Consider the following 20,247-nt stretch of genomic DNA (forward strand, 5'->3'; position numbering starts at 1 on the left):
TTGAGTATTGCAGCCGCAGATGGCTTTACCAGCCAACTTTGGTCTATAGCAGCAGGGTGTCGGCAAACCAGAGCACAACGGCATAGCGCAACGCCTTGCCAATAAACACCAGCAGGGTAAACAGGGCCAGCCGCACCCGCATAATGCCGGCAATAAAGGTAAGCGCGTCGCCGCCCACCGGTGCCCAGGCCAGCAGCAGTGACCAGACCCCAAAGCGCTGAAACCAGCGCTGGGCCCGATCCAGTTGTTTATCACTGACCGGAAACCAGCGTTTGTGCCGGTAGTGCAGCAGATATTTACCCAGCCACCAGTTGATCATGGAACCAAGCGTGTTGCCCACACTGGCCAGCAGCCATAGCAGCAGAGCCGCATCGGGCTGGCGGGTGAGCACGGCGGCCAGCACCACTTCCGAATAAAAAGGCGCTATGGTGGCCGCCAGCAGACTGCTGCCAAATACCAGTAAATAATCAATCATAGAGGGCTTCGGGCCGGCTTTTTTCGGCGGCACGAACCAGATTGTGAAACAGCCGGCGCTGGCCGGCCAGATAAGGCAGATATTCCGGATGCCACTGCACTCCCAGCAAATAATGGCTGGAGGTGGTTTCAATGGCCTGCACAAAGCCGTCAAGATCTCTGGCGACGACGGCAAGCCCGGTGCCCACTCGGTCTACTGCCTGATGATGCAGGCTGTTTATGCGCCACTGTGGCTGCTGCATCACCCGGCTGAGCCGGCCGTCGCCACAGCCAATGGCGGTTTTGCGCGGCAGCGGTGTGCGCCGGTTGGAGGTGTGCAGGCGCTGCGGCCGAATATCGGCATGCAATGAGCCGCCCAGCACCACGTTAATTAATTGCGCGCCCCGGCAAATACCGAGCAACGGCAGTCTGGTATTGAGCGCATGTTCAATCAGTTCAATTTCAAAGGCGTCCCGCTCCGGATCTGCCGGTGCCCGTCCGGTGTCGGCCCCGTAGAGGGCGGCATCGATGTCGTCACCGCCGCCAATAATCAGCCCCTGCAGTTGATCACGCTTGTGTTTATGCATATTGGCGGGGGTCAGCCGCAGTCCCTGACCACCGGCCAGCCGCAGCGACAGCCGCGTGGCCCACCAGGCCAGGGGCAGGCGGCTGTTGGGGCCGGTGACGCCAATCAGCGCAGCCATGGGCGCACCTTGATACCCCAGGGATCGATAAAGTCGGGTGTGAGCTGATTAAGATGGGCCTGATAAGCCAGGCATACCTGCTCAAGACGGTGTTCGTCATGGGCCAGCCATTCCACCTGCAGCCAGCCGTCCCAGGCGTGCTGTAACGACCAGAGCGGGTTGTCGATATCGGAATTAGGCAGCCGGTAGTGCAGGGTAGGGCGCTTGTTGACCTTGCTGTCCTGTACCACGGCCTGTACTTTCTGTTCATTGTGCCAGGCCAGCAACGGCAGCAGATCCATGGCCCGGTTGCGGGTAGGGTTCCAGGCCAGATAATCCTCAATAAATTGTGTCATGTCAGGCTGATAAGCAGGGCTTATCACTTGTTTGACATAGTCTTTGGGAAAGGCGCGAATATAGGGCGATATTTTGCGGGCAGCCACGATATCTTCGTGGGCGTCAAGCCAGTCGTGCAGGCACAGATAGGCACGGAAATAGCGCAAAATAGTGTGAATGCCGGTGTCGGGCAGCTCGGGGTTAAGATGCAGGCCAAAAGCATAATGCAGGGCGTGGCGGGTGCCCTGGGCACCCAGCTCTCTGAGCCGGCCAAACAACCGGTTGAGCTCATTCAGCCGTGACAGGGGCAGCGGCGGGCAAACCAGCTCCAGCGGTACCAGCTGCAAGGCCAGGCTGCCCAGCAAGTCGGTGGCGGCCTGTTCCAGCTCGCCGGGCGGATGCTGTTTTTGCTCCCGGGCCAGCTGTTTAAGATAGTCAAAGTCGAGTTCGGCCCGAAAGCAGCCGTCTTCGGTCAGAATATCGGTTTCATAGTCTGATACCGGCTGAGCCTGGCCCTTAAGGGTGTCGGCCACCACAAAAGCCAGCTGCTCCAGCGTAATACCGCTGAGCTCCAGCTCCACGCCCAGCCGGCGCTCTTCACCCTGAGTAGTCGTCAGTTGCGGGGGCATGGCAAGTGGCATCGTTACTCCGCTACGTTGTTGAGATAGTGCAGATCCATGATAAACACCGCCTGCAGCAGGGCAGCCGCGGCAGCATAAAAGCCGTTATGGTCACGCTCGCTGCAACGGGTAACAAACGCAGGCAGCCAGTCAATCAGCAGGGTATTGGCCAGCTCTCTTTGCTGATCCAGCAGCGCCAGGCGGCCCTTCTCGTCGCCGGCTTCGGCAGCGGTCATGGCCAGGGTACCCATCATTTCCAGCTGGTTACACACATGCAGCGGATCATCATCGGCAAGGCCGGTGCCGTGTTGTTTAAGCAGCATGCTCATTAACAGCAGGTTATCTTGTGATGCTTCACTCAGGTGCTGAGTGTCGAGCAAGGACGGGCTGGCCGTAAGCGCCTGATAACGGCCGGCCAGCGCGTCGTGTTGTGCCTGCTCAGCCTGCTGGCGAAAGGCTTCTGTGGCTTCGGTGAGCGGATCTAGGGTGGCAAGACTGTCAAGAAAGCGGTGCATGTCGTAGCCACCAAAGTCATTGAGGTCGTCTTTGCTGAGGGGGGCGGCAAACAGGGCGGTAAACCAGTGATACAGCTCTGCCCGGCGCTGGGAAGTAACTCTGAACGCTTGCATAATCCCCTTTTACTCGTGATGCGGCCCTGACGGGCGGTAAATCGAAACAATATTCTATCGGGTTTACCGGTCAACGTCATACCCGGTAAAACACTTGATTTGTTAAAGTTGAGTTAAACTTTATGTGAAGTTTTCAACATAAATGGTAAAAAAAACGTTGAAGCCGGGCTTCAGGGCTAGGCCGGATTGTCGCTTGGGGGTACAATTTGGCTTTCAGTGACAATCCCCCCATGAGTCAGGAGAGACGGATGTTAAAGCGTGAGATGAATATCGCCGATTATGATCCCCAGCTGTGGCAAGCCATCAGTGATGAAACCGTGCGTCAGGAAGAGCACATTGAGCTGATTGCTTCCGAGAACTACACCAGCCCGCGGGTGATGCAGGCGCAGGGTTCTCAGCTGACCAACAAATACGCCGAAGGCTATCCGGCCAAGCGTTTCTACGGTGGCTGTGAATACGTGGATCAGGTAGAAGAGCTGGCCATAGCGCGTGTCAAAGAGCTGTTTGGCGCCACCTGGGCTAACGTTCAGCCGCACTCCGGCTCTCAGGCCAACTCCGCTGTTTTTCTGGCGCTGGTCAAGCCCGGCGATACCGTGATGGGCATGAACCTGGCTCACGGTGGTCACCTGACTCACGGCTCTCCCGCCAACTTTTCCGGCAAGCTGTATAACATCATTCCCTACGGCATTAACGAGCAGGGCGTGATCGATTATGAAGAAATGGAGCGCCTGGCGGTTGAGCACAAGCCGAAGATGATCATCGGCGGCTTCTCTGCCTTCTCCGGCATTGTAGACTGGGCCCGCATGCGCGAAATTGCCGACAAAGTGGGTGCCTGGTTTATGGTCGACATGGCTCACGTAGCCGGTCTGATTGCCGCCGGTGTTTACCCCAGCCCGCTGCCTCATGCTCATGTGGTGACCTCTACCACCCACAAGACCCTGGCTGGTCCTCGTGGCGGTATTATTCTGTCTGCCGCCAACAACGAAGAGCTGGAAAAGAAACTGAACTCTGCTGTTTTCCCCGGTGGTCAGGGCGGCCCCCTGATGCATGTGATTGCTGCCAAGGCCGTGGCCTTTAAAGAAGCGCTGGAGCCCGAGTTCAAGGAATATCAGGCGCAGGTAGTGAAAAACGCCCAGGCCATGGCCGACGAGTTCCAGAAGCGTGGTTTCAAGGTGGTATCCGGCGGCACTCACAACCACCTGTTCCTGCTGGATCTGATCGACAAGGACATCACCGGTAAGGAAGCCGATGCCGCTCTGGGACGCGCCTTTATTACCGTAAACAAGAACGCCGTGCCCAATGATCCGCGTTCTCCGTTTGTGACCTCCGGCATTCGTATCGGTACTCCTGCCGTTACCCGCCGTGGCTTTAAAGAAGCCGACGTGCGCCAGCTGGCCGGCTGGATCTGCGATGTGCTGAGCAACATCAACGACGACGCCACCATCGCCAGCGTAAAAGAGCAGGTGCTGGACATCTGCCGTCGCCACCCGGTTTACGCGTAACACGCACCGGGATTAGGGACTAAACCCAGGGAGTAGGGAATAGTGAATAGGGAGTAGCAACTCCCCCCACTATTCCCCATTCCCGCTTCACAATTCCCTGCTCCCCATTCCCGTTTTTAAAAAAACTCCCCGCTTTCATTCCACAGCCCGCTTCTTTACACTAACAGCCGATTAACAGGCCCTGCGGAGGCTTTATGCACTGCCCCTTTTGTAACGCAACTGAAACCAAGGTCATCGACTCCCGTCTGGTGGGCGATGGCTTGCAGGTGCGCCGGCGGCGGGAGTGCAATGCCTGCAGGGAGCGTTTCACCACCTTTGAAACCGCCGAGCTGGTAATGCCGCGCATTATTAAAAGCAGCGGCATTCGCGAACCCTTTAACGAAGACAAGCTGGAAGCCGGCATGCAGCGGGCGCTGGAAAAGCGTCCGGTGAGCACCGAGGCTATAGAGCAGTCGGTGAGTCGCATCAAGTCGCGGCTGCGGGCTACCGGTGAGCGAGAAGTAAAATCGGAGCTGGTGGGCAACCTGGTGATGGACGAGCTTAAACAGCTCGACAAGGTGGCTTACATTCGTTTTGCATCCGTGTATCGTTGTTTTGAGGATCTGCGTCAGTTTGGCGAAGAAATAGCCCGCCTGGAGCAATAAGTGTTCACACCCCAAGATGCGCACTGGATGGCCAGAGCGCTTGAGCTGGCCCGTCGTGGCCGCTATACCACCAGCCCCAATCCGGCGGTGGGCTGCGTGATCGTGAAAGACGGCCACATTGTCGGCGAAGGCTTTCATCAGCGCGCCGGCGGCCCCCATGCGGAAGTGTTTGCCCTGCGGGCCGCCGGTGGCGCTGCCCGCGGTGCCACTGCTTATGTGACCCTGGAGCCCTGCTCTCATTATGGCCGCACGCCACCCTGTGCTCAGGGCCTGATTGACGCCGGTGTGGCCCGGGTGGTGGCCGCCATGGTGGATCCCAACCCCCAGGTGGCGGGCAGGGGCCTGGCCATGCTGCGCGAGGCGGGCATAGCAGCCGAAGCCGGCCTGATGACCCAGGAAGCGGAAGCGGTGAATGTAGGCTTTTTGCACCGCATGCGCACACGCCGGCCCTTTGTCACCTTAAAGCTGGCTGCCAGCCTGGATGGCCGCACCGCACTGGCCAATGGTGAAAGCAAATGGATCACCGGCCCCGCTGCCCGGCGCGATGTGCAGCGCCACCGGGCGCAAAGCTGCGCCATTCTTTCCGGTGCCGATACCGTATTAATGGACAATGCCGCGCTGAATGTGCGCTGGCAGGAGCTGCCCGGCTCACTGCAGCAACACTACCCCGAAGCTGAGCTGCGCCAGCCGCTGCGCATCATTATTGATACGCAAAACCGCTTGCATGCCGGCCTGCGCCTGTTTGCTCAGCCCGGCCCCATCTTGCTGCTGCGGAGCAAGGTCACCGGTGGTTTTAGCGAGCAAGTAGAAGAATGCCTGCTGCCGTTAAGCGATCATGGCAAGCTGGATCTGACGTTGCTGCTGGACGAGCTGGGCCGGCGGCAGCTGAACCATCTGTGGGTAGAGGCGGGTGCCACGCTTGGGGGCGCGCTGTTTGCGGCCGGACTGGTGAATGAGCTGATTTTGTATCAGGCCCCCATGCTGATGGGCAACCCGGCCCGGGGCCTGCTGGCGCTGCCGGAATTTACCGCCATGAGTCAGCCGCCACGGCTGGCATGGCAGGACAGCCGCTTTGTGGGTGACGATCTTAAACTGACTGCAAGAGTAACCGACTGATGTTTACCGGTATTGTTGAAGCCACCGGCACCCTGGCCGCCATTGAGCGAAAGAGTGCCTCCTCGGTGATCCGCATTCATTGTCCGGCGCTGGATTTATCTGATGTGGCACTGGGTGATTCCATTGCCACCAACGGCGTGTGCCTCACCGTGACCGAGCTTGGCAAAGATTATTATTGCGCTGATGTGTCGGCAGAAACCATTGCCCGCACCGGCTTTGCCGATTACCAGACGGGGCAGGCGGTCAATCTGGAAAAAGCCCTGTTGCCCACCACCCGCCTGGGCGGCCATCTGGTGTCAGGTCATGTGGATGGCGTGGGACGGATCACCAAAAAAGCCAGGGTCGGATTTGCCATTGAGCTGTGGGTTGACGCACCCGAGGCGCTGGCCCGCTATATTGCCGAAAAAGGCTCCATCACGGTAGATGGCATCAGCCTCACAGTAAATGCGGTATCAGGCTCGGCCTTTAAATTGACGCTGGTACCCCATACATTAAACAACACCACGCTGAATGACTGGCAGGTTGGCCGCAGTGTTAACCTGGAAGTAGATTTGATTGCCCGCTATCTGGAGCGCCTGCTGAGTGCCGATGCGCCGCCAGCGTCCGGCGGGCTGACGCTGGCGACCCTGGCCGCCAGCGGATTTGTAAAGTCAGCGGTTTAGCGAATTAACCAAGGGGAACATCATGGCCTTAAGCAGTACCCAGGAAATCATCGACGACATTCGTCAGGGCAAAATGGTCATTCTGATGGATGACGAAGACAGAGAAAATGAAGGCGATCTGATCATGGCCGCCGAGCATGTGCGTCCGGAAGACATCAATTTTATGGCCAAATATGGTCGTGGCCTGATCTGTCTGACCCTGACCGAAGCCCGTTGTCGTCAGCTCGACATTCCCCAGATGGTGAGCCGCAATACCGAGCAGTTTTCCACCGCCTTTACTGTTTCCATTGAAGCTGCCGAAGGGGTGACTACCGGGATTTCTGCTGCCGACCGTGCCCGCACTGTGCAGGCCGCCGTGGCCCAGAATGCCAAACCCGCCGATCTGGTGCAGCCCGGCCATATTTTTCCGCTCAAGGCGCAGAATGGCGGCGTGCTGACCCGTGCCGGTCATACCGAAGCGGGCTGCGACCTGGCCCGTCTGGCCGGCGTGGAGCCGGCAGCGGTGATTGTGGAAATTCTGAACGAAGACGGCACCATGGCCCGCCGCCCGGATCTGGAAAAGTTTGCCGAGCAGCATGGCATCAAGCTGGGCACCATTGCCGATCTGATCGAGTACCGCAACCAGAACGAAACCACCATTGAGCAGGTAGCCCGCTGCAAACTGCCCACCGAGCACGGTGAGTTCGAGCTGGTCACTTTCCGCGATACCATCGACAATCAGGTGCACTTTGCCCTGCGCAAGGGCGAGATTAAGGCCGACCAGCCGGCACTGGTGCGGGTACACATTCACGATATGCTCACCGATGTGCTGATGACCGACCGCCATGCGTCCCGCACCTGGCCGCTGGACAAGTCCATGGCGCGCATTGCCGAAGAAGGCGGTGTGCTGGTGATTCTGGGCAAGGAAGAAACCCCGGATCATCTGCTGTCTGTGGTACGCATGTTTGAGGCCGCCGACAAGGGAGAGCGTCCGGAAGGAGCCAAGCGCCAGGGCACGTCCCGCCGTGTGGGCGTGGGCTCGCAGATTTTGCGCGCCATGGGCGTGGGCAAGATGCGTCTGCTCAGTTCACCCAAGCGTTATCATGCGCTGTCGGGTTTTGGTCTGGAAGTGGTGGAATACGTCACCGAGTAAGCTGCCCCTTTGTATTTGAGTTTGTGTGAAAAAAGGTCAACAATACTGGACTCTGACGCGCTCAAATATCAAAGCAGGCAATTATGGCCATCTGGGGAAAAGGACTTCGGGCAAAATCGATTTTTGCTTTACTGCTGGTGTGTATGCTGGCCTTTATTCCGGCAATCGGGATTGGCTGGCAGCTGCTCAGTGGCATTCAGGAGCACTTTGGCCGTGCCTATGCAGAAAACTTTACCCGGCTTAACCGCCAGAAGGTGCTGGTGCCACTCACCCGTGAGCTGGCGCTGGCACAGCGTTTTGCCAACTCGGTACTGACCCGTGAATGGCTTGCCAGCGGGAATAATCAGACCCTGTTTATTCGTGAAGCCGAAGGCTTCGCGAATGAATTCAGCAGCGGATCCTGGTTTCTGGTCAGTGCCGACTCGCTGAATTATTACTACCGTGCTCCCAAGGTGCCGTTCGGTGCCTTGCCCAAATATCGTCTGCAACCCGATAACAACGCTGATCAGTGGTTTTTTAATTTGCTGACCGCGCCCTCACCGTTAAGCATTAATGTTAACCATGATAAAACGCTGGGAGTAACCCGGGTCTGGATTAACATGCGTGTAGAGCAGGATGGCCGCGCCATTGGCATGGCAGGCACCGGCCTGGAACTGACGAACTTTATTAACGACTTTATTGCCGTTGAGGAGAAAGGGGTGGTGCCCATGATCCTGGACGATGCCGGGCGTTTTCAGGCTCATGCCGACACCGGGCTGATTTCCTTTGGCTCGGCGGCCGGCGTCAGCGGCGGAGGAATAACGCTATTTGATATGCTGGATTCAGCACCGGACAGCGACAAGCTGGCCGCATTGCTTGCCAGCGCCAGGCGTGCTCCCGATAGTGTGGCAATGGACTGGATCATGCTGGATGGCAAGCGGCAGCTGCTGGCTGTCAGTTATATTCCCGAGCTTGACTGGTATCTCGCCACAGCCATGGATCTGGGGCTGGCGCAGATCATTCAGCCGGGCCTGTTTAATGCTGCCCTGCTGGGGCTGGTATTGATCCTGGCTATTTTACTGCTGGGCCTGGCTTATGGCGTAGACAGGGTAGTGCTGACGCCGCTGCGCCGGCTGCAGGGCTCGGCCAGTGCCATTGCCAGCGGTAGTTATGAGGTGTCGCTGCCGGCCCCTTCCAGTGACGAAATTGGCGATCTCAGCCGTGCCTTTGGCGTGATGGCCAATAAGGTGCGCAGCCATACCGAAGAGCTGGAGCAAAAAGTACAAAGCCGCACTGAAGAGCTGGAAAAAGCCAACCGGCAGATGCGCCAGGCTCATCAGCTGATTAATGATTCCATCGACTACGCCAGCCTGATCCAAAAAGCCATTTTGCCCGACCGCCAGCTGACCCGCACCCTGGGAGAAGATCATTTTGTGCTGTGGCATCCGCGGGACGTGGTGGGCGGTGATTTTTACTTGTTTCAGCCCGGTGAGCAGGGCCGCTTTCTGGTGGGTGTGGTGGACTGTGCCGGCCATGGCGTGGCAGGCGCGCTGATGACCATGCTGGGGCGGGCCGCGCTGGATCATGCGGTGCGTGAGCACGGTATTGAATCCCCGGCGGCCATTTTACAGCTGGCAGACCATACCCTGAGGGGCATGCTGCAAGACACAGAGCTGCCACGGGGGCTGGCCACCACCATGGATGCCGGCCTGGTATATGTGGATCCGGTGGCAGGCCAGCTGGTGTTCAGCGGAGCCAAGATGTCACTTTATATCAGTAACGGTGACGAAGTGGCGGAGCACAAGGGCCTGCGCCGTTGCCTGCTGGATCGGCGGCCGGGCACGTTTGAAGATCTGACATTGCCGGTGCATCGCGATGAGGTGTATTACCTGGCTACAGACGGCTACCTGGATCAGGCCGGTGGTGTAAAGGGCTTTGGGCTTGGCAGCAGCCGCTTTCATGAATTGCTGCGTACTCATGCGCAGCTGCCGCTGAGCGAGCAGGCCGAGATGCTGAAACAGGCACTGGATGAATACCGGGGCAGTCATGCTCAGCGGGATGATATTACCCTGCTGGCATTCCGTATGGATGCTAACCAATAAGGAGTTGCCGATGAATGGCATAGATCTGCTGTCGATTCGCGAGCAGTTTAATCAAAATCATATACTGTTGTGTTTTAACGGCCCCATTTCCCGCAGTTTGATTGAGGAAATTGGCAAGGCCCTGCGTAATTATCTGCAGGCTGATAACGCCCAGCCCGGTGCCGCCATGGATGTGTTTGGTGTCTATATTGAACTGACTCAGAATATTCGCCATTACGCCAGCCGGCTGAACTACAACGAGCAGGAAGGATCCGCCACCGTTGTGGTGGCCCGGGATGAGGCCGGTCATTACAATGTGATGGCGGGCAACCTGGTGGAGCTGGCCGACGGCGAGCGTATTTGTCAGCGGATTGATGAGCTGGCCACCATGGACAAGCAAGGCCTTAAAGCTGCCTATAAAACTCAGCTGCGTGCTCCCCGTGATTCAGACGGCGTGAGTGGTGCCGGCCTTGGCCTGCTTGACGTCGCCCGTAAATCAGCAGCACCAATGACGGCAAGGCTGGTTAGAATAAGCGAGCAGCGTGGCTTTTTAAGTATTTTGGCGGTGGTATAACTATGCAAACGGAACTGGCGATGAACACACTGACAATCACCGGCACAGATGCAACGCCGGACATTAGCTGTGATCCGGCCCGGGGTATTGTTGTGATGCGGGGCGATTCTTACCCTGAAAACTCTTTTGAGTTTTTTCAGGATGTGATCAACTGGATTGAGCAATATCTGAGAGACAGCGAGCAGGCGCTGCAGCTGCAATTGCATCTGGCCTATATGAACACCAGCAGCGTCAAGGCCATGATGGACATCTTCGACATGCTGGAAGCTGCTTTTGACAAGCAGCGTGAGGTAAGTGTGCAATGGTTTTTTGATCCCGATAATGAGCGGGTTGAAGAGCTGGCCGAAGAATTCAAGGAAGACTGTACTTTCCCCTTTGAGGTGCTGCCTCATGGCTGAACTGCCTTCAGCAGAAGAGCTTGAGCGGCTGCTGGCCGATCCGGAGCATCAGCACAACCCTTTGCTGCCGGTGGTGGCCGCGCTGGCGGAACAAAACCGTGAGCAGGCCAGAAAGCTGGAGCGGCTGCTGCGCATTGCCGACAGCAGCTATGGTGTGGCCGTCACCCGTAATCAGGATCTGCTGCAGCAGTATGAGCGCCAGCTTAAACGGCTGGATAAAATCACCCGTATTTCTGATCGCTATCAGCGCAATCTGATTGAGCTGAACGAGCAGCTGCGTTACGCGGCGTTAAAAGACCCGCTTACCGGCCTGGCCAACCGGCGTCAGCTGATGGAGCGTCTGCATGACGAGCAGGCCCGTTGTGGCCGGGGGCAGCCGGCGTTTACTCTGGCCATGATCGACGTTGATCTGTTCAAGCGCATTAATGATAACCACGGTCACGACACGGGTGATATTGTGCTGTGCCAGCTGGCTGATACCATTTGCGCCGAGCTGCGTTCGCAGGACTTGTGTGCCCGCTGGGGCGGGGAAGAATTTATGCTGTTGCTGCCCCATACCGGGCTGTCACAGGCAGAAGTGCTGCTGCAACGTATAATGACAGCGGTAAAAGCGCTGCGGTTTGAAAAATTACCCGATCTGCGTCTGACCATCAGCGCAGGGATTGCGGAATATTGCCCTTCCGAGGCGCTGGATAATACCATTCGCCGTGCCGATAACGGCCTGATTGCCGCCAAACAGGCCGGCCGCGACCGGCTGGTTATATCTGAACCACCCCATCAGGATTGATCCCACAGTAAGGAATAACATGAACATTCAGCAACTGCAGAGCAAACTGGCCGATGCGCCGGAGACCATTGAGTTTGCCGAGGTAATAGCGCTTATCGACGATCTGTACGAGTTTCATCCGGTGGCCTTTACCAATGGCGAACAGCACAACGATGCCGGCCAGAACAACGGCTCCTGCAAACTGTTTGCCTTTGCCCGCCTGCAGGGTTTTGACGAGCAGGAAACGCTGGCCTGTTTTGGAGCTTTTTATCGCGACGACGTGCTGGGCAACCCCCACGGCGACGACCACCAGAATATTCGTAACTTTATGAAAACCGGCTGGCTGGGCATAGAGTTTCAGGGCGATGCGCTGAGCGCGAAATAACCTCTTCAGGGCGCTGGAAGCTGAAAGCCAGAAGCGGGAAGCAGGCAACGCCATTGTCACACGAAGCAGCAGCGGGGATTGCCGTAGCCGACCATTAAATGCCATGGATGGCATTTTCGAGCGCCCCATGGAAGGGCTCGAAGCGTGTCGGCGGAGTGCAACCGCGCTGCTGCTTCGCACCGAGTCTGGCAGATTCAGGCTTTATACGCCTTTCGGTTTCGATACCATTCATACAGGGCCCGGCTGCGAAAGCTGAGCAGGGCCAATAAAATCAGCAGGCAGCCCAGCACTTTTTGCAGCGGCATGGGCTCGTGATACCAGAACACACTGATCAATACCGTCCATACCGGCTCCAGCATCATAATCAGCGCGGCATTGGCCACGTTGCTGAACTTTTGCCCCGCACTCTGGCAGAAAAAGCGCAGCGAAGTGGCCAGCAGAACGCTGGCAGCAAACCAGCCCCAGATATGGCCGGGAACCTGCTCTGGCCACTGCTCGAACGCGGCCGAGTAAAACAGGTGCATCACACCGGTCACTGCCAGCTGCACACAGGTGAGCGCCATGGGATCTACCCGGCGGGCAAAACGGCTGTTCAGACAAAAGTAGAGCGCCAGTGACATGGAGGCCAGTAAAAACAGCAGCTGCCCCAGTGACAGCGACAAGCCATTGCCCGAAGTGAGCAAAAACAAGCCGGAAATGGCAATGGGCAGAGCAACCCAGAACTGACGGGCAGGGCGTTCACGAAATATCAGCCAGGCCAGGGGCGGCACTATCAGCATGGCCAGGCTCATAATAAAGGCCCCTTCACCAATGCCCTCGCTGTGCATCACCGCCTGAATCCAGAAGATCAGGTTCAGGGTCATCACCAGGCCAATGGCCGCACTTTTCAGCAGGTTGGCCGGCGAGGTGGCCCGCAATGCGCGATGGCAAAAAGGGAGCAGGATCACGGCAGCCAGCAGAAAGCGCCAGCCCACAAAACCAGCCGGGGGCAGGGCGGTGATGGCTTCCTTGGAGAATAACCAGCCCGCCGAGGCCAGCAGGGTGGCGGTTAAAATCAGTAAATCGCCGCGCCGTTCCGCCAGCATAAACACCTCGTTATATAACCATGAATTCGTCCAGCCGGCCGGCTGGCGTAAAAGTTACTAATGTAAGTGATTTACCGTGCCTTGCACACCATGCTGTTTTATTGCGACTGCGGCGGAGGAGCGTGTTGAAGGCTTTTGTCAATCGCCGATTGTGCTAGAATGTGCGCACTTTTCTGCAAACAAGGATTCCCATGAAGGTAATCGAAGGGCTGATGGCCGCACCCGAGGCCAAAGTGGCCATAGTGGTGGCCCGCTTCAACAGCTTTATCAATGACAGCCTGGTGGCCGGTGCTCTGGATGTGCTCAAGCGTCAGGGCCAGGTTAAGGATGACAACATCACTCTGGTACGGGTACCGGGTGCGGTAGAAATTGCCCTGGCGTGTAAAAAGCTGGCAAAAACCGGCAAATACGACGCCATTGTGGCCTTGGGCTGCGTGATCCGCGGCGGCACCTATCACTTTGATCTGGTAGCCAACGAAAACAGCAAGACCATGAGCAGCGTGATGATGGATTATGAAATCCCGGTTGCGTTTGGCGTGCTGACTACCGAAAACATTGAACAAGCCATCGAGCGCGCCGGCACCAAGGCGGGTAACAAGGGCGCGGAAGCGGCCCTGAGCGCGCTGGAAATGATTAACGTCCTGCAACAGCTGGACTGAGAGGAGTACTGCATTGAAACCGTCTGAACGCCGCAAGGCCCGCCGACTCGCTACCCAGGCCATTTATCAGTGGCAGATGAATAAAGACAATGTGGCCAACATTGCCGAACAGTTTGCCCTGGAACAAGAAACCAAGGGTGTAGACATGGATTATTTCCGTGATCTGCTGTTTGGTGTGTCTGTGCACACCACTGAACTGGACAGCGTATTTTCACCTTACCTGTCGCGCCCGCTGGCTGAGCTTGATGTGGTAGACAAGGCGGTGCTGAGGTTGGCCTGCTACGAGCTGACCCGGCGTGACGACGTGCCATATCGGGTCGTGATTAACGAAGCCATTGAACTGGCCAAGGCGTTTGCCGCCGAAGACAGTCACAAGTTCGTTAATGGCGTGCTCGACAAGGTCGTCAAGCAGTTGAAAAAATAACAAGATGCACCGGGAAAAAGCCAGCTGACGCTGGCTTTTCATTTTCTATGAATGAGTTTGAAATAATAAAACAATATTTTACCGGGCACTGCGGTCGCAAGGATGTGATCATGGGCCCGGGGGATGACTGCGCTCTGCTGCAGTTGCCGCCCAATACCACGCTGGCAGTCAGCACCGATACCCTGGTGGCCAATGTGCACTTTTTTGCCGATATGGATCCGGTGGCCCTGGGCCACAGAGCCCTGGCGGTGAACCTGTCGGACTTGGCGGCCATGGGGGCAGATCCCTGCTGGGTGTCGCTGGCACTGACTCTGCCTGAAGTCAACGAGGCCTGGCTGAAGGGCTTTTGCGAAGGCTTTTTTGAGCTGGCGGAATATTACAATGTGGCCCTGGTGGGCGGTGATATGACCAAAGGACCGCTGTCTATTACCGTGACCGTGCATGGTTCCTTGCCTCAGGGCAAGGCGCTGCGCCGGGACGGAGCCAAGGCCGGCGATGGTATTTATGTGACCGGCACGCTTGGGGACGCGGCTCTCGGCCTGCAGCAGCAGCTGGGTAATGTGACGGTGGCTGAGCCCCATCAGGCCTTTGTGCGCACCAAGTTTGAGCATCCGCACCCGCGTATTCTGGCCGGGCAGGCATTGCGCGACATTGCCTCCAGCGCGCTGGATTTATCTGATGGTTTGCTGGGCGACCTGGCTCATATTGCCCATGCCTCACATGTGCGGGCTCAGCTTGAGCTGGAGCTGTTGCCCCTGAGCAAGGCCATGACCGACACCGTTAAGCAGGAACAAGCCTGGCAGCTGGCACTGACCGGCGGCGATGATTATGAGCTGTGCTTTACTGTGCCGGAATTGCACCGGGGCCAGCTGGAAACTGCTCTGGCGCACTGTGGCGTGAAATTTACCCGCATTGGCCGCATGGTGGCGGGTGAAGCCGGCGTAGAGCTGACCGCAGACGGCAAGCCTTACCAGCTGGCAGCCAGAAGCTGGGATCATTTCCGGAGCGGCGAATGAGAAAGCCCGAGCTTGCCGCACTGAAGCTGTCCAACCCGCTGCACCTGCTGGCCCTGGGCTTTGGAGCGGGGTTAAGTCCCATTATGCCCGGCACCATGGGCACACTGGCGGCCGTTCCGTTCTATTTGCTGATGACAGCGTTGCCGCTGTGGCTGTATGTGGCTTTACTGATCATCGGCTTTGTGGCCGGCATTAAAATCTGCAATGCCGCCACCAGCGCCATTGGCCGCCATGATCACGGTGCCATTGTGTGGGATGAATTTATCGGCTTTGGCATTACCATGCTGGCGGCCCCCGCCGGCTGGCAGTGGATTGCCATCGGCTTTGTGCTGTTCCGCTTCTTTGACATGGTCAAACCCTGGCCCATCAGCTGGTTCGACCGCCGCGTGCACGGCGGCTTTGGCATTATGCTGGACGATGTGATCGCCGGCCTGTTCGCCCTGGTCTGCCTGCAAGGCCTGGCTTTACTGCAGCTGTAAGCCGTCAGCCGTCAGCGATAAGTTGAAATGTTGGGACTCGTCCCAACCCCCTGATCGCTTACGGCTGTGTTTTCCTCCGTTTTCTTTCTCGCCCTCCTTATTTATCTTCGCGTAAAGATTTAGTCATTTCTGCTGAAAACATGACCCATGTCTATTCAATCAGTCTTGGTTTTTGGCTTAATACCAGATTAGAATGCGCCGGTATGTTATATATTTGTTGCAATAATAATTCCGTTTAAGGATGAGCATGTCGTTACTGGAAGTAAAAAATCTGCGGATTGAATATCCGTCCCGTCACGGCGTTATGGCCGCCGTTGAGGATCTTTCCTTTAACATCGAAAAGGGCGAAATACTGGGCGTGGTGGGGGAGTCCGGTGCCGGCAAGTCGACCATCGGCAATGCCGTGATTGATCTGCTCAGCCCGCCCGGCCGTATTGCCAGCGGTGATGTGTATCTGGATGGCGAGAAAATTTCCGCACTGTCGCCCACCGCCATGCGCGCGGTGCGGGGCAAACGCATCGGCTTTATTTTTCAGGATCCCATGACCTCGCTGAACCCGCTGTTCACCGTGGAGTTTCAGATGGTGGAGACCCTGCTGGCCAACACCAGTCTCAGCCGGGAAGCGGCCCGTAAAAAGGCCGTTTCGCTGCTTGATGCGGTGGGCATTCCCCAGCCCGAGCTGCGCATCAAGCAGTACCCGCACCAGTTTTCCGGTGGCATGCGCCAGCGGGTGGTCATTGCCATTGCGCTGTCGTGCGATCCTGAGCTGATCATTGCCGACGAGCCCACCACGGCGCTGGATGTGTCGATTCAGGATCAGATCCTCAACCTCATTCGCGGCCTGTGCAAGGAGCGCAATGTGGGCTGCATGCTGGTGACCCACGACATGGGCGTGGTGTCGAACGTCACCGACCGGGTGGCGGTCATGTACCGGGGCAAGCTGATGGAAATAGGCCCCACCGAGCAAGTGCTGGGCAATCCGTCTCATGCCTATACCCGCAGCCTGATCTCCGCCGTACCCCGCTCCGACATTAAACTGCACCGGTTTCCGCTGGTGTCTTACATTGAAGATGCCAAGGAAAAAGCCAGCCTGGATCTGAAAACCCACTGGCTGGGCCAGAGTCAGGATCAGCGCGACTACGAGGGTGCTTTGCTCAGAGTAGAGCACTGTAACCTGCGCTTTGTGACCAAAGACTCCATTTTTGCCGCCAAGCGGGAATATCTGCAGGCCACCAATGATGTGAGCTTTGAGATTTTTGAAGGTGAAACCTTTGGTCTGGTGGGGGAGTCGGGCTCGGGCAAGTCGACCATTGCCCGCTCCATTACCGGCCTGTATCCGCCCGACAGCGGTAAAATCTGGTTTGAAGGCATAGAGCTCACCGCCATTAAAACCGAGCAGGAGCGCCGCCCGCTGCGCCGGCAAATGCAGATGGTGTTTCAGAACCCCTATTCGTCCCTTAACCCGCGCATGCGGGTGGACGATATTATTGCCGAGCCCATTCGCTTTCATCAGCTGGCGAAGAACGACGCTCAGGTGCGCGGCATTGTGGCCGACCTGCTCGACTATGTTGGCCTGGGCCGGGCCGCCGGGGTGAAATTTCCTCATGAGTTTTCTGGCGGTCAGCGCCAGCGCATTTCCATTGCCCGGGCCCTGGCTACCCGGCCGCGGCTGCTGATCTGCGACGAGCCCACCTCGGCACTGGATGTGTCGGTGCAGGCGCAGATCCTTAACCTGCTGAAAGATCTGCAGGACGAGCTCAAGCTTACCATGCTGTTTATCAGCCACGATCTGCCGGTGATCCGGCAAATGTGCGACCGCATCGGGGTGATGAAAAAAGGCACCCTGGTGGAGGTAGCTCCCACCGAGCAACTCTTTACCAATGCGACAGACCCCTACAGCCGCTCGCTGATTTCCCTGATGCCCGAGTTTAAGGGCATGTCCCGGGAAGGGCTGGATATTTCGGAACAGGCTTAGTGCCATCATTAACTCACGTAAATGGAGTGTGACATGAAAAAAGGACTCAACAGGATTGCAGCCGCCATGGTGGCTGCCGGTTTCGCCTTTAGTGTGCAGGCGGCCGACATCACCATTGCTTATGATGCCGATCCGGTCTCAATGGATCCCCATGAGCAGATCTCGGGTGCCACCCTGGAAATGTCGCATCTGGTCTTTGATCCGCTGGTGCGCTGGACCAAAGACTTTAAATTTGAGCCCCGGCTGGCAGAAAAGTGGGAGCGGGTAGACGAAAATACCATGCGCTTTTATTTGCGCCAGGGCGTGAAGTTTCACAGCGGTAACGACTTTACCGCCGACGACGTGGTCTGGACCCTTAACCGTCTGAAGTCCTCTGCTGACTTCAAGGCCATTTTTGAGCCCTTTGCCGAAGCCAAAAAAGTGGATGAGTACACAGTAGATCTGGTGACCAAAGGCCCGTTCCCGCTGGTGCTGAATACCGTGACCTACCTGTTCCCGATGGACAGCCAGTTTTATACCGGCACCACGGAAGACGGCAAAGACAAGGGTGAACTGGCCAAGCACGGCAGCACTTTTGCCTCTACCAATCCGTCCGGGACCGGCCCGTTCAAGCTGAAATTCCGCCAGCAGGGCGTCAAGGTGGAGTATGAGCGTAACGCCGATTACTGGGACAAGAACTCTCCCGGCAACGTGGATAACATGACACTGGTGCCCATCAAGGAAGATGCCACCCGAGTGGCCGCCCTGCTGGCCGGTGACGTGGACTTTATCAAGCCTGTGTCTCCCAACGATCATAAACGGGTGCAGTCGGCAGGCGATGTTAAGCTGGTGACCGAGTCGGGCACCCGCATTATCACCTTCCAGATGAATCAGGACAGGTTTGAGCCCTTCAAGGATGTGCGCGTGCGTCAGGCGGTGAACTACGCCATTAACCAGGAAGGCATAGTCCAGCGCATTATGCGTGGCTTTGGCACCACCGCCGGCCAGCAGGCCCCCGCCGGTTATGTGGGTCATAACCCTGAGCTGGTGCCCCTGTATGATCTGGACAAGGCCAAGGCGCTGATGGCGGAAGCCGGTTATGGCGATGGCTTCAAGATCAGCATGATCGCCCCCAACAACCGCTATGTGAACGACTATCGTATTGCCGAAGCTGTCAAGGCCATGCTGGCGCGCATTAATATAGATGTGGAGCTGAAAACTATGCCGGTGGCGCAATACTGGCCCGAGTTCGACAAATGCGCCGCCGACATGCTGATGATTGGCTGGCACTCCGACACCGAAGATACCGCCAACTTCTCGGAATTCCTCACCATGACCCGCAACGAGGAAACCGGCCGGGGCCAGTATAACTGCGGTCATTACTCCAACCCCGAGCTGGACAAGCTGATTGAAGAAGCCAACATCGAAACCGATGGCGACAAGCGCGAGGCCATGCTGCAAAAAGCCGAGCGCATTCTTTATGACGACGCCGCCTTTGTGCCACTGCACTGGCAGGATCTGGCCTGGGGTGCCCGCAACAATGTGCAGGCCGAAGCCGTGGTAAACGCCATGGATTTCCCCTACCTGGGTGACCTGGTCGTCGAATAAAACTGGGGAGTAGGGACTGGGGATTAGGGATTAGGGTGGTCGATTCCCTATTCCCCATTCCCTGATCCCGCTAATGGATATAGCAACATGTTTACTTTTTTACTTAAACGGGTGTTCCAGGCGCTGGTGGTGATGTTTGTTATCAGCCTGGTGGCCTTTTCGATTCAGGACAATCTGGGTGACCCCCTGCGTGAGCTGGTGGGGCAGTCGGTGTCGGAAGAAGTGCGTCAGCAGATGCGCGACGAGCTGGGCCTGAACGATCCTTTTCTGGTGAAATACAGCCGCTTTGTGGGCAATGCGCTGCAGGGCGACTTTGGTACTTCCTATTTCTTCAAACAACCCACACTGGAAGTGATTTTCGACAAGCTGCCGGCCACCCTTGAACTGGTGTTCTGTGCCAGCGTTCTGATTATTGCGCTCAGCATACCGCTGGGGGTGTATTCGGCCATCAAGCCCAGGGCCGTACTGTCCAAGGTGATTATGGGCATCAGTATTGTGGGCATTTCGGTGCCGGTGTTCCTTACCGCCATTTTGCTGATGTATGTGTTCTCCATTGAGCTGGGCTGGCTGCCCGCCTATGGCCGGGGTGAGCTTACCAGCCCGCTGGGCTGGGAGTCGGGGCTGTTTAACTGGCAGGGGTTCCGTAACCTGATTTTGCCGAGCATAGCGCTGTCTTCCATTATGCTGCCGCTGTTTATTCGTCTGGTGCGCTCGGAAATGCTGGAGCAGCTCAGCTCCGAATATGTGAAGTTTGGCTGGGCCAAGGGCCTGGGCAAATACCGCATCTGGTTTGTGCATGCGCTGAAAAACACGCTGTTGCCGCTGATCACCGTAGGCGGAGTGCAAATTGGCACCATGGTGGCCTACACCATTCTTACCGAAAAAGTGTTTCAGTGGCCCGGCATCGGCTTTTTGTTCCTGGAAGCCATTACCCGGGTGGATACGCCGCTGATCACCACGTATGTGATTTTTGTGGGCTTTATCTTTGTGGTGACCAACACCATAGTGGATTTGATCTACGGCCTGGTGAACCCCACCGTTAACCTGGCAGCAAAGGGATAA

Annotated in this window: 22 protein-coding genes; 17 read left to right on the forward strand and 5 right to left on the reverse strand. The window is 57.1% G+C overall.

The window, feature by feature from the left end:
- Positions 1 to 43: 43 nt before the first annotated feature.
- From G364_RS0114825 to G364_RS0114840, 4 genes are read right to left on the reverse strand one after another with little or no spacing between them, the layout of a single operon-like run.
- A complete protein-coding gene (locus tag G364_RS0114825) occupies positions 44 to 475 on the reverse strand; it encodes a YqaA family protein (protein WP_019935925.1) in 432 nt (143 codons plus the stop codon).
- Positions 468 to 1,157: a gamma-glutamyl-gamma-aminobutyrate hydrolase family protein gene (locus G364_RS0114830; RefSeq protein ID WP_019935926.1), complete on the reverse strand. Its 690-nt coding sequence runs from the start codon at positions 1,155 to 1,157 to the stop codon at positions 468 to 470. Before G364_RS0114830 ends, G364_RS0114825 begins: the two co-directional genes overlap by 8 nt.
- Positions 1,145 to 2,113, reverse strand: a complete 969-nt coding sequence (locus tag G364_RS0114835) for an amidoligase family protein (RefSeq protein ID WP_019935927.1) — start codon at positions 2,111 to 2,113, stop codon at positions 1,145 to 1,147. The genes G364_RS0114830 and G364_RS0114835 overlap by 13 nt, the downstream gene beginning before the upstream one ends.
- Before the next feature lie 2 nt (positions 2,114 to 2,115).
- The gene (locus tag G364_RS0114840) at positions 2,116 to 2,721 is read right to left on the reverse strand and encodes a molecular chaperone TorD family protein (RefSeq protein WP_019935928.1); all 606 of its coding nucleotides are present in this window, start codon (positions 2,719 to 2,721) and stop codon (positions 2,116 to 2,118) included.
- Positions 2,722 to 2,969: 248 nt separating this feature from the next.
- Between G364_RS0114840 and glyA the strand changes: the two genes are divergently transcribed.
- The 10 genes from glyA (at position 2,970) to G364_RS0114890 (ending at position 11,960) form a co-directional block, all read left to right on the forward strand.
- A complete protein-coding gene (glyA, locus tag G364_RS0114845; RefSeq protein WP_019935929.1) occupies positions 2,970 to 4,223 on the forward strand; it encodes a serine hydroxymethyltransferase in 1,254 nt (417 codons plus the stop codon).
- Between the two features lie 194 nt (positions 4,224 to 4,417).
- Positions 4,418 to 4,867 (forward strand): transcriptional regulator NrdR, encoded by a 450-nt coding sequence (gene nrdR, locus G364_RS0114850; RefSeq protein WP_019935930.1) that lies wholly within the window; start codon positions 4,418 to 4,420, stop codon positions 4,865 to 4,867.
- Entirely contained in the window at positions 4,868 to 5,983 is a 1,116-nt protein-coding gene (ribD, locus tag G364_RS0114855) for a bifunctional diaminohydroxyphosphoribosylaminopyrimidine deaminase/5-amino-6-(5-phosphoribosylamino)uracil reductase RibD (protein ID WP_019935931.1), read from the forward strand.
- Positions 5,983 to 6,645 carry a riboflavin synthase gene (locus G364_RS0114860; RefSeq protein WP_019935932.1) on the forward strand — a complete coding sequence of 221 codons (663 nt, stop codon included), beginning with the start codon at positions 5,983 to 5,985 and terminating at the stop codon, positions 6,643 to 6,645. Before ribD ends, G364_RS0114860 begins: the two co-directional genes overlap by 1 nt.
- 22 nt (positions 6,646 to 6,667) lie before the next feature.
- Positions 6,668 to 7,777, forward strand: a complete 1,110-nt coding sequence (ribBA, locus tag G364_RS0114865) for a bifunctional 3,4-dihydroxy-2-butanone-4-phosphate synthase/GTP cyclohydrolase II (RefSeq protein ID WP_019935933.1) — start codon at positions 6,668 to 6,670, stop codon at positions 7,775 to 7,777.
- A gap of 83 nt (positions 7,778 to 7,860) precedes the next feature.
- A complete protein-coding gene (siaA, locus tag G364_RS0114870) occupies positions 7,861 to 9,858 on the forward strand; it encodes a biofilm regulation protein phosphatase SiaA (RefSeq protein WP_019935934.1) in 1,998 nt (665 codons plus the stop codon).
- Positions 9,859 to 9,868: 10 nt separating this feature from the next.
- Entirely contained in the window at positions 9,869 to 10,411 is a 543-nt protein-coding gene (siaB, locus tag G364_RS0114875; RefSeq protein WP_019935935.1) for a biofilm regulation protein kinase SiaB, read from the forward strand.
- A gap of 20 nt (positions 10,412 to 10,431) precedes the next feature.
- Positions 10,432 to 10,809: a biofilm regulation phosphoprotein SiaC gene (siaC, locus tag G364_RS0114880; protein WP_019935936.1), complete on the forward strand. Its 378-nt coding sequence runs from the start codon at positions 10,432 to 10,434 to the stop codon at positions 10,807 to 10,809.
- Positions 10,802 to 11,596 carry a biofilm regulation diguanylate cyclase SiaD gene (siaD, locus tag G364_RS0114885; protein WP_019935937.1) on the forward strand — a complete coding sequence of 265 codons (795 nt, stop codon included), beginning with the start codon at positions 10,802 to 10,804 and terminating at the stop codon, positions 11,594 to 11,596. The genes siaC and siaD overlap by 8 nt, the downstream gene beginning before the upstream one ends.
- Positions 11,597 to 11,615: 19 nt before the next feature.
- Entirely contained in the window at positions 11,616 to 11,960 is a 345-nt protein-coding gene (locus G364_RS0114890) for a HopJ type III effector protein (protein WP_019935938.1), read from the forward strand.
- A 194-nt stretch (positions 11,961 to 12,154) separates the two neighbouring features.
- Here G364_RS0114890 and G364_RS0114895 read toward each other — a convergent pair whose 3' ends face one another.
- The gene (locus G364_RS0114895) at positions 12,155 to 13,045 is read right to left on the reverse strand and encodes a DMT family transporter (protein ID WP_019935939.1); all 891 of its coding nucleotides are present in this window, start codon (positions 13,043 to 13,045) and stop codon (positions 12,155 to 12,157) included.
- A gap of 191 nt (positions 13,046 to 13,236) precedes the next feature.
- Between G364_RS0114895 and ribH the strand changes: the two genes are divergently transcribed.
- From ribH to G364_RS0114930, 7 genes are all read left to right on the forward strand, one after another.
- Positions 13,237 to 13,704: a 6,7-dimethyl-8-ribityllumazine synthase gene (gene ribH / locus G364_RS0114900; RefSeq protein WP_014291642.1), complete on the forward strand. Its 468-nt coding sequence runs from the start codon at positions 13,237 to 13,239 to the stop codon at positions 13,702 to 13,704.
- 13 nt (positions 13,705 to 13,717) lie between these two features.
- A complete protein-coding gene (gene nusB, locus G364_RS0114905) occupies positions 13,718 to 14,128 on the forward strand; it encodes a transcription antitermination factor NusB (RefSeq protein WP_019935940.1) in 411 nt (136 codons plus the stop codon).
- Positions 14,129 to 14,175: 47 nt separating this feature from the next.
- Positions 14,176 to 15,144 (forward strand): thiamine-phosphate kinase, encoded by a 969-nt coding sequence (gene thiL / locus G364_RS0114910; RefSeq protein ID WP_019935941.1) that lies wholly within the window; start codon positions 14,176 to 14,178, stop codon positions 15,142 to 15,144.
- Entirely contained in the window at positions 15,141 to 15,623 is a 483-nt protein-coding gene (locus G364_RS0114915) for a phosphatidylglycerophosphatase A (RefSeq protein ID WP_019935942.1), read from the forward strand. The genes thiL and G364_RS0114915 overlap by 4 nt, the downstream gene beginning before the upstream one ends.
- Before the next feature lie 247 nt (positions 15,624 to 15,870).
- The gene (locus tag G364_RS0114920) at positions 15,871 to 17,598 is read left to right on the forward strand and encodes a dipeptide ABC transporter ATP-binding protein (protein WP_019935943.1); all 1,728 of its coding nucleotides are present in this window, start codon (positions 15,871 to 15,873) and stop codon (positions 17,596 to 17,598) included.
- A gap of 33 nt (positions 17,599 to 17,631) precedes the next feature.
- Entirely contained in the window at positions 17,632 to 19,185 is a 1,554-nt protein-coding gene (locus G364_RS0114925) for an ABC transporter substrate-binding protein (protein ID WP_019935944.1), read from the forward strand.
- 87 nt (positions 19,186 to 19,272) lie between these two features.
- On the forward strand, positions 19,273 to 20,247 hold the full coding sequence (locus G364_RS0114930; protein ID WP_019935945.1) for an ABC transporter permease: 975 nt from the start codon (positions 19,273 to 19,275) through the stop codon (positions 20,245 to 20,247).

Source organism: Oceanimonas smirnovii ATCC BAA-899, assembly GCF_000381965.1.
GTDB lineage: Bacteria > Pseudomonadota > Gammaproteobacteria > Enterobacterales > Aeromonadaceae > Oceanimonas > Oceanimonas smirnovii.

What these genes read in the sequence shown, in the direction of transcription:
- siaB (WP_019935935.1), top strand. Translation starts at nt 9,869, where the DNA reads ATGAATGGCATAGATCTGCTGTCGATTCGCGAGCAGTTTAATCAAAAT.
- G364_RS0114920 (WP_019935943.1), top strand. Translation starts at nt 15,871, where the DNA reads ATGTCGTTACTGGAAGTAAAAAATCTGCGGATTGAATATCCGTCCCGT.
- siaA (WP_019935934.1), top strand. Translation starts at nt 7,861, where the DNA reads ATGGCCATCTGGGGAAAAGGACTTCGGGCAAAATCGATTTTTGCTTTA.
- nrdR (WP_019935930.1), top strand. Translation starts at nt 4,418, where the DNA reads ATGCACTGCCCCTTTTGTAACGCAACTGAAACCAAGGTCATCGACTCC.
- glyA (WP_019935929.1), top strand. Translation starts at nt 2,970, where the DNA reads ATGTTAAAGCGTGAGATGAATATCGCCGATTATGATCCCCAGCTGTGG.
- G364_RS0114840 (WP_019935928.1), bottom strand. Translation starts at nt 2,721, where the DNA reads ATGCAAGCGTTCAGAGTTACTTCCCAGCGCCGGGCAGAGCTGTATCAC.
- G364_RS0114915 (WP_019935942.1), top strand. Translation starts at nt 15,141, where the DNA reads ATGAGAAAGCCCGAGCTTGCCGCACTGAAGCTGTCCAACCCGCTGCAC.
- G364_RS0114930 (WP_019935945.1), top strand. Translation starts at nt 19,273, where the DNA reads ATGTTTACTTTTTTACTTAAACGGGTGTTCCAGGCGCTGGTGGTGATG.
- G364_RS0114835 (WP_019935927.1), bottom strand. Translation starts at nt 2,113, where the DNA reads ATGCCACTTGCCATGCCCCCGCAACTGACGACTACTCAGGGTGAAGAG.
- G364_RS0114925 (WP_019935944.1), top strand. Translation starts at nt 17,632, where the DNA reads ATGAAAAAAGGACTCAACAGGATTGCAGCCGCCATGGTGGCTGCCGGT.
- ribBA (WP_019935933.1), top strand. Translation starts at nt 6,668, where the DNA reads ATGGCCTTAAGCAGTACCCAGGAAATCATCGACGACATTCGTCAGGGC.
- thiL (WP_019935941.1), top strand. Translation starts at nt 14,176, where the DNA reads ATGAATGAGTTTGAAATAATAAAACAATATTTTACCGGGCACTGCGGT.
- G364_RS0114890 (WP_019935938.1), top strand. Translation starts at nt 11,616, where the DNA reads ATGAACATTCAGCAACTGCAGAGCAAACTGGCCGATGCGCCGGAGACC.
- G364_RS0114895 (WP_019935939.1), bottom strand. Translation starts at nt 13,045, where the DNA reads ATGCTGGCGGAACGGCGCGGCGATTTACTGATTTTAACCGCCACCCTG.
- siaD (WP_019935937.1), top strand. Translation starts at nt 10,802, where the DNA reads ATGGCTGAACTGCCTTCAGCAGAAGAGCTTGAGCGGCTGCTGGCCGAT.
- siaC (WP_019935936.1), top strand. Translation starts at nt 10,432, where the DNA reads ATGAACACACTGACAATCACCGGCACAGATGCAACGCCGGACATTAGC.
- G364_RS0114825 (WP_019935925.1), bottom strand. Translation starts at nt 475, where the DNA reads ATGATTGATTATTTACTGGTATTTGGCAGCAGTCTGCTGGCGGCCACC.
- ribH (WP_014291642.1), top strand. Translation starts at nt 13,237, where the DNA reads ATGAAGGTAATCGAAGGGCTGATGGCCGCACCCGAGGCCAAAGTGGCC.
- G364_RS0114830 (WP_019935926.1), bottom strand. Translation starts at nt 1,157, where the DNA reads ATGGCTGCGCTGATTGGCGTCACCGGCCCCAACAGCCGCCTGCCCCTG.
- G364_RS0114860 (WP_019935932.1), top strand. Translation starts at nt 5,983, where the DNA reads ATGTTTACCGGTATTGTTGAAGCCACCGGCACCCTGGCCGCCATTGAG.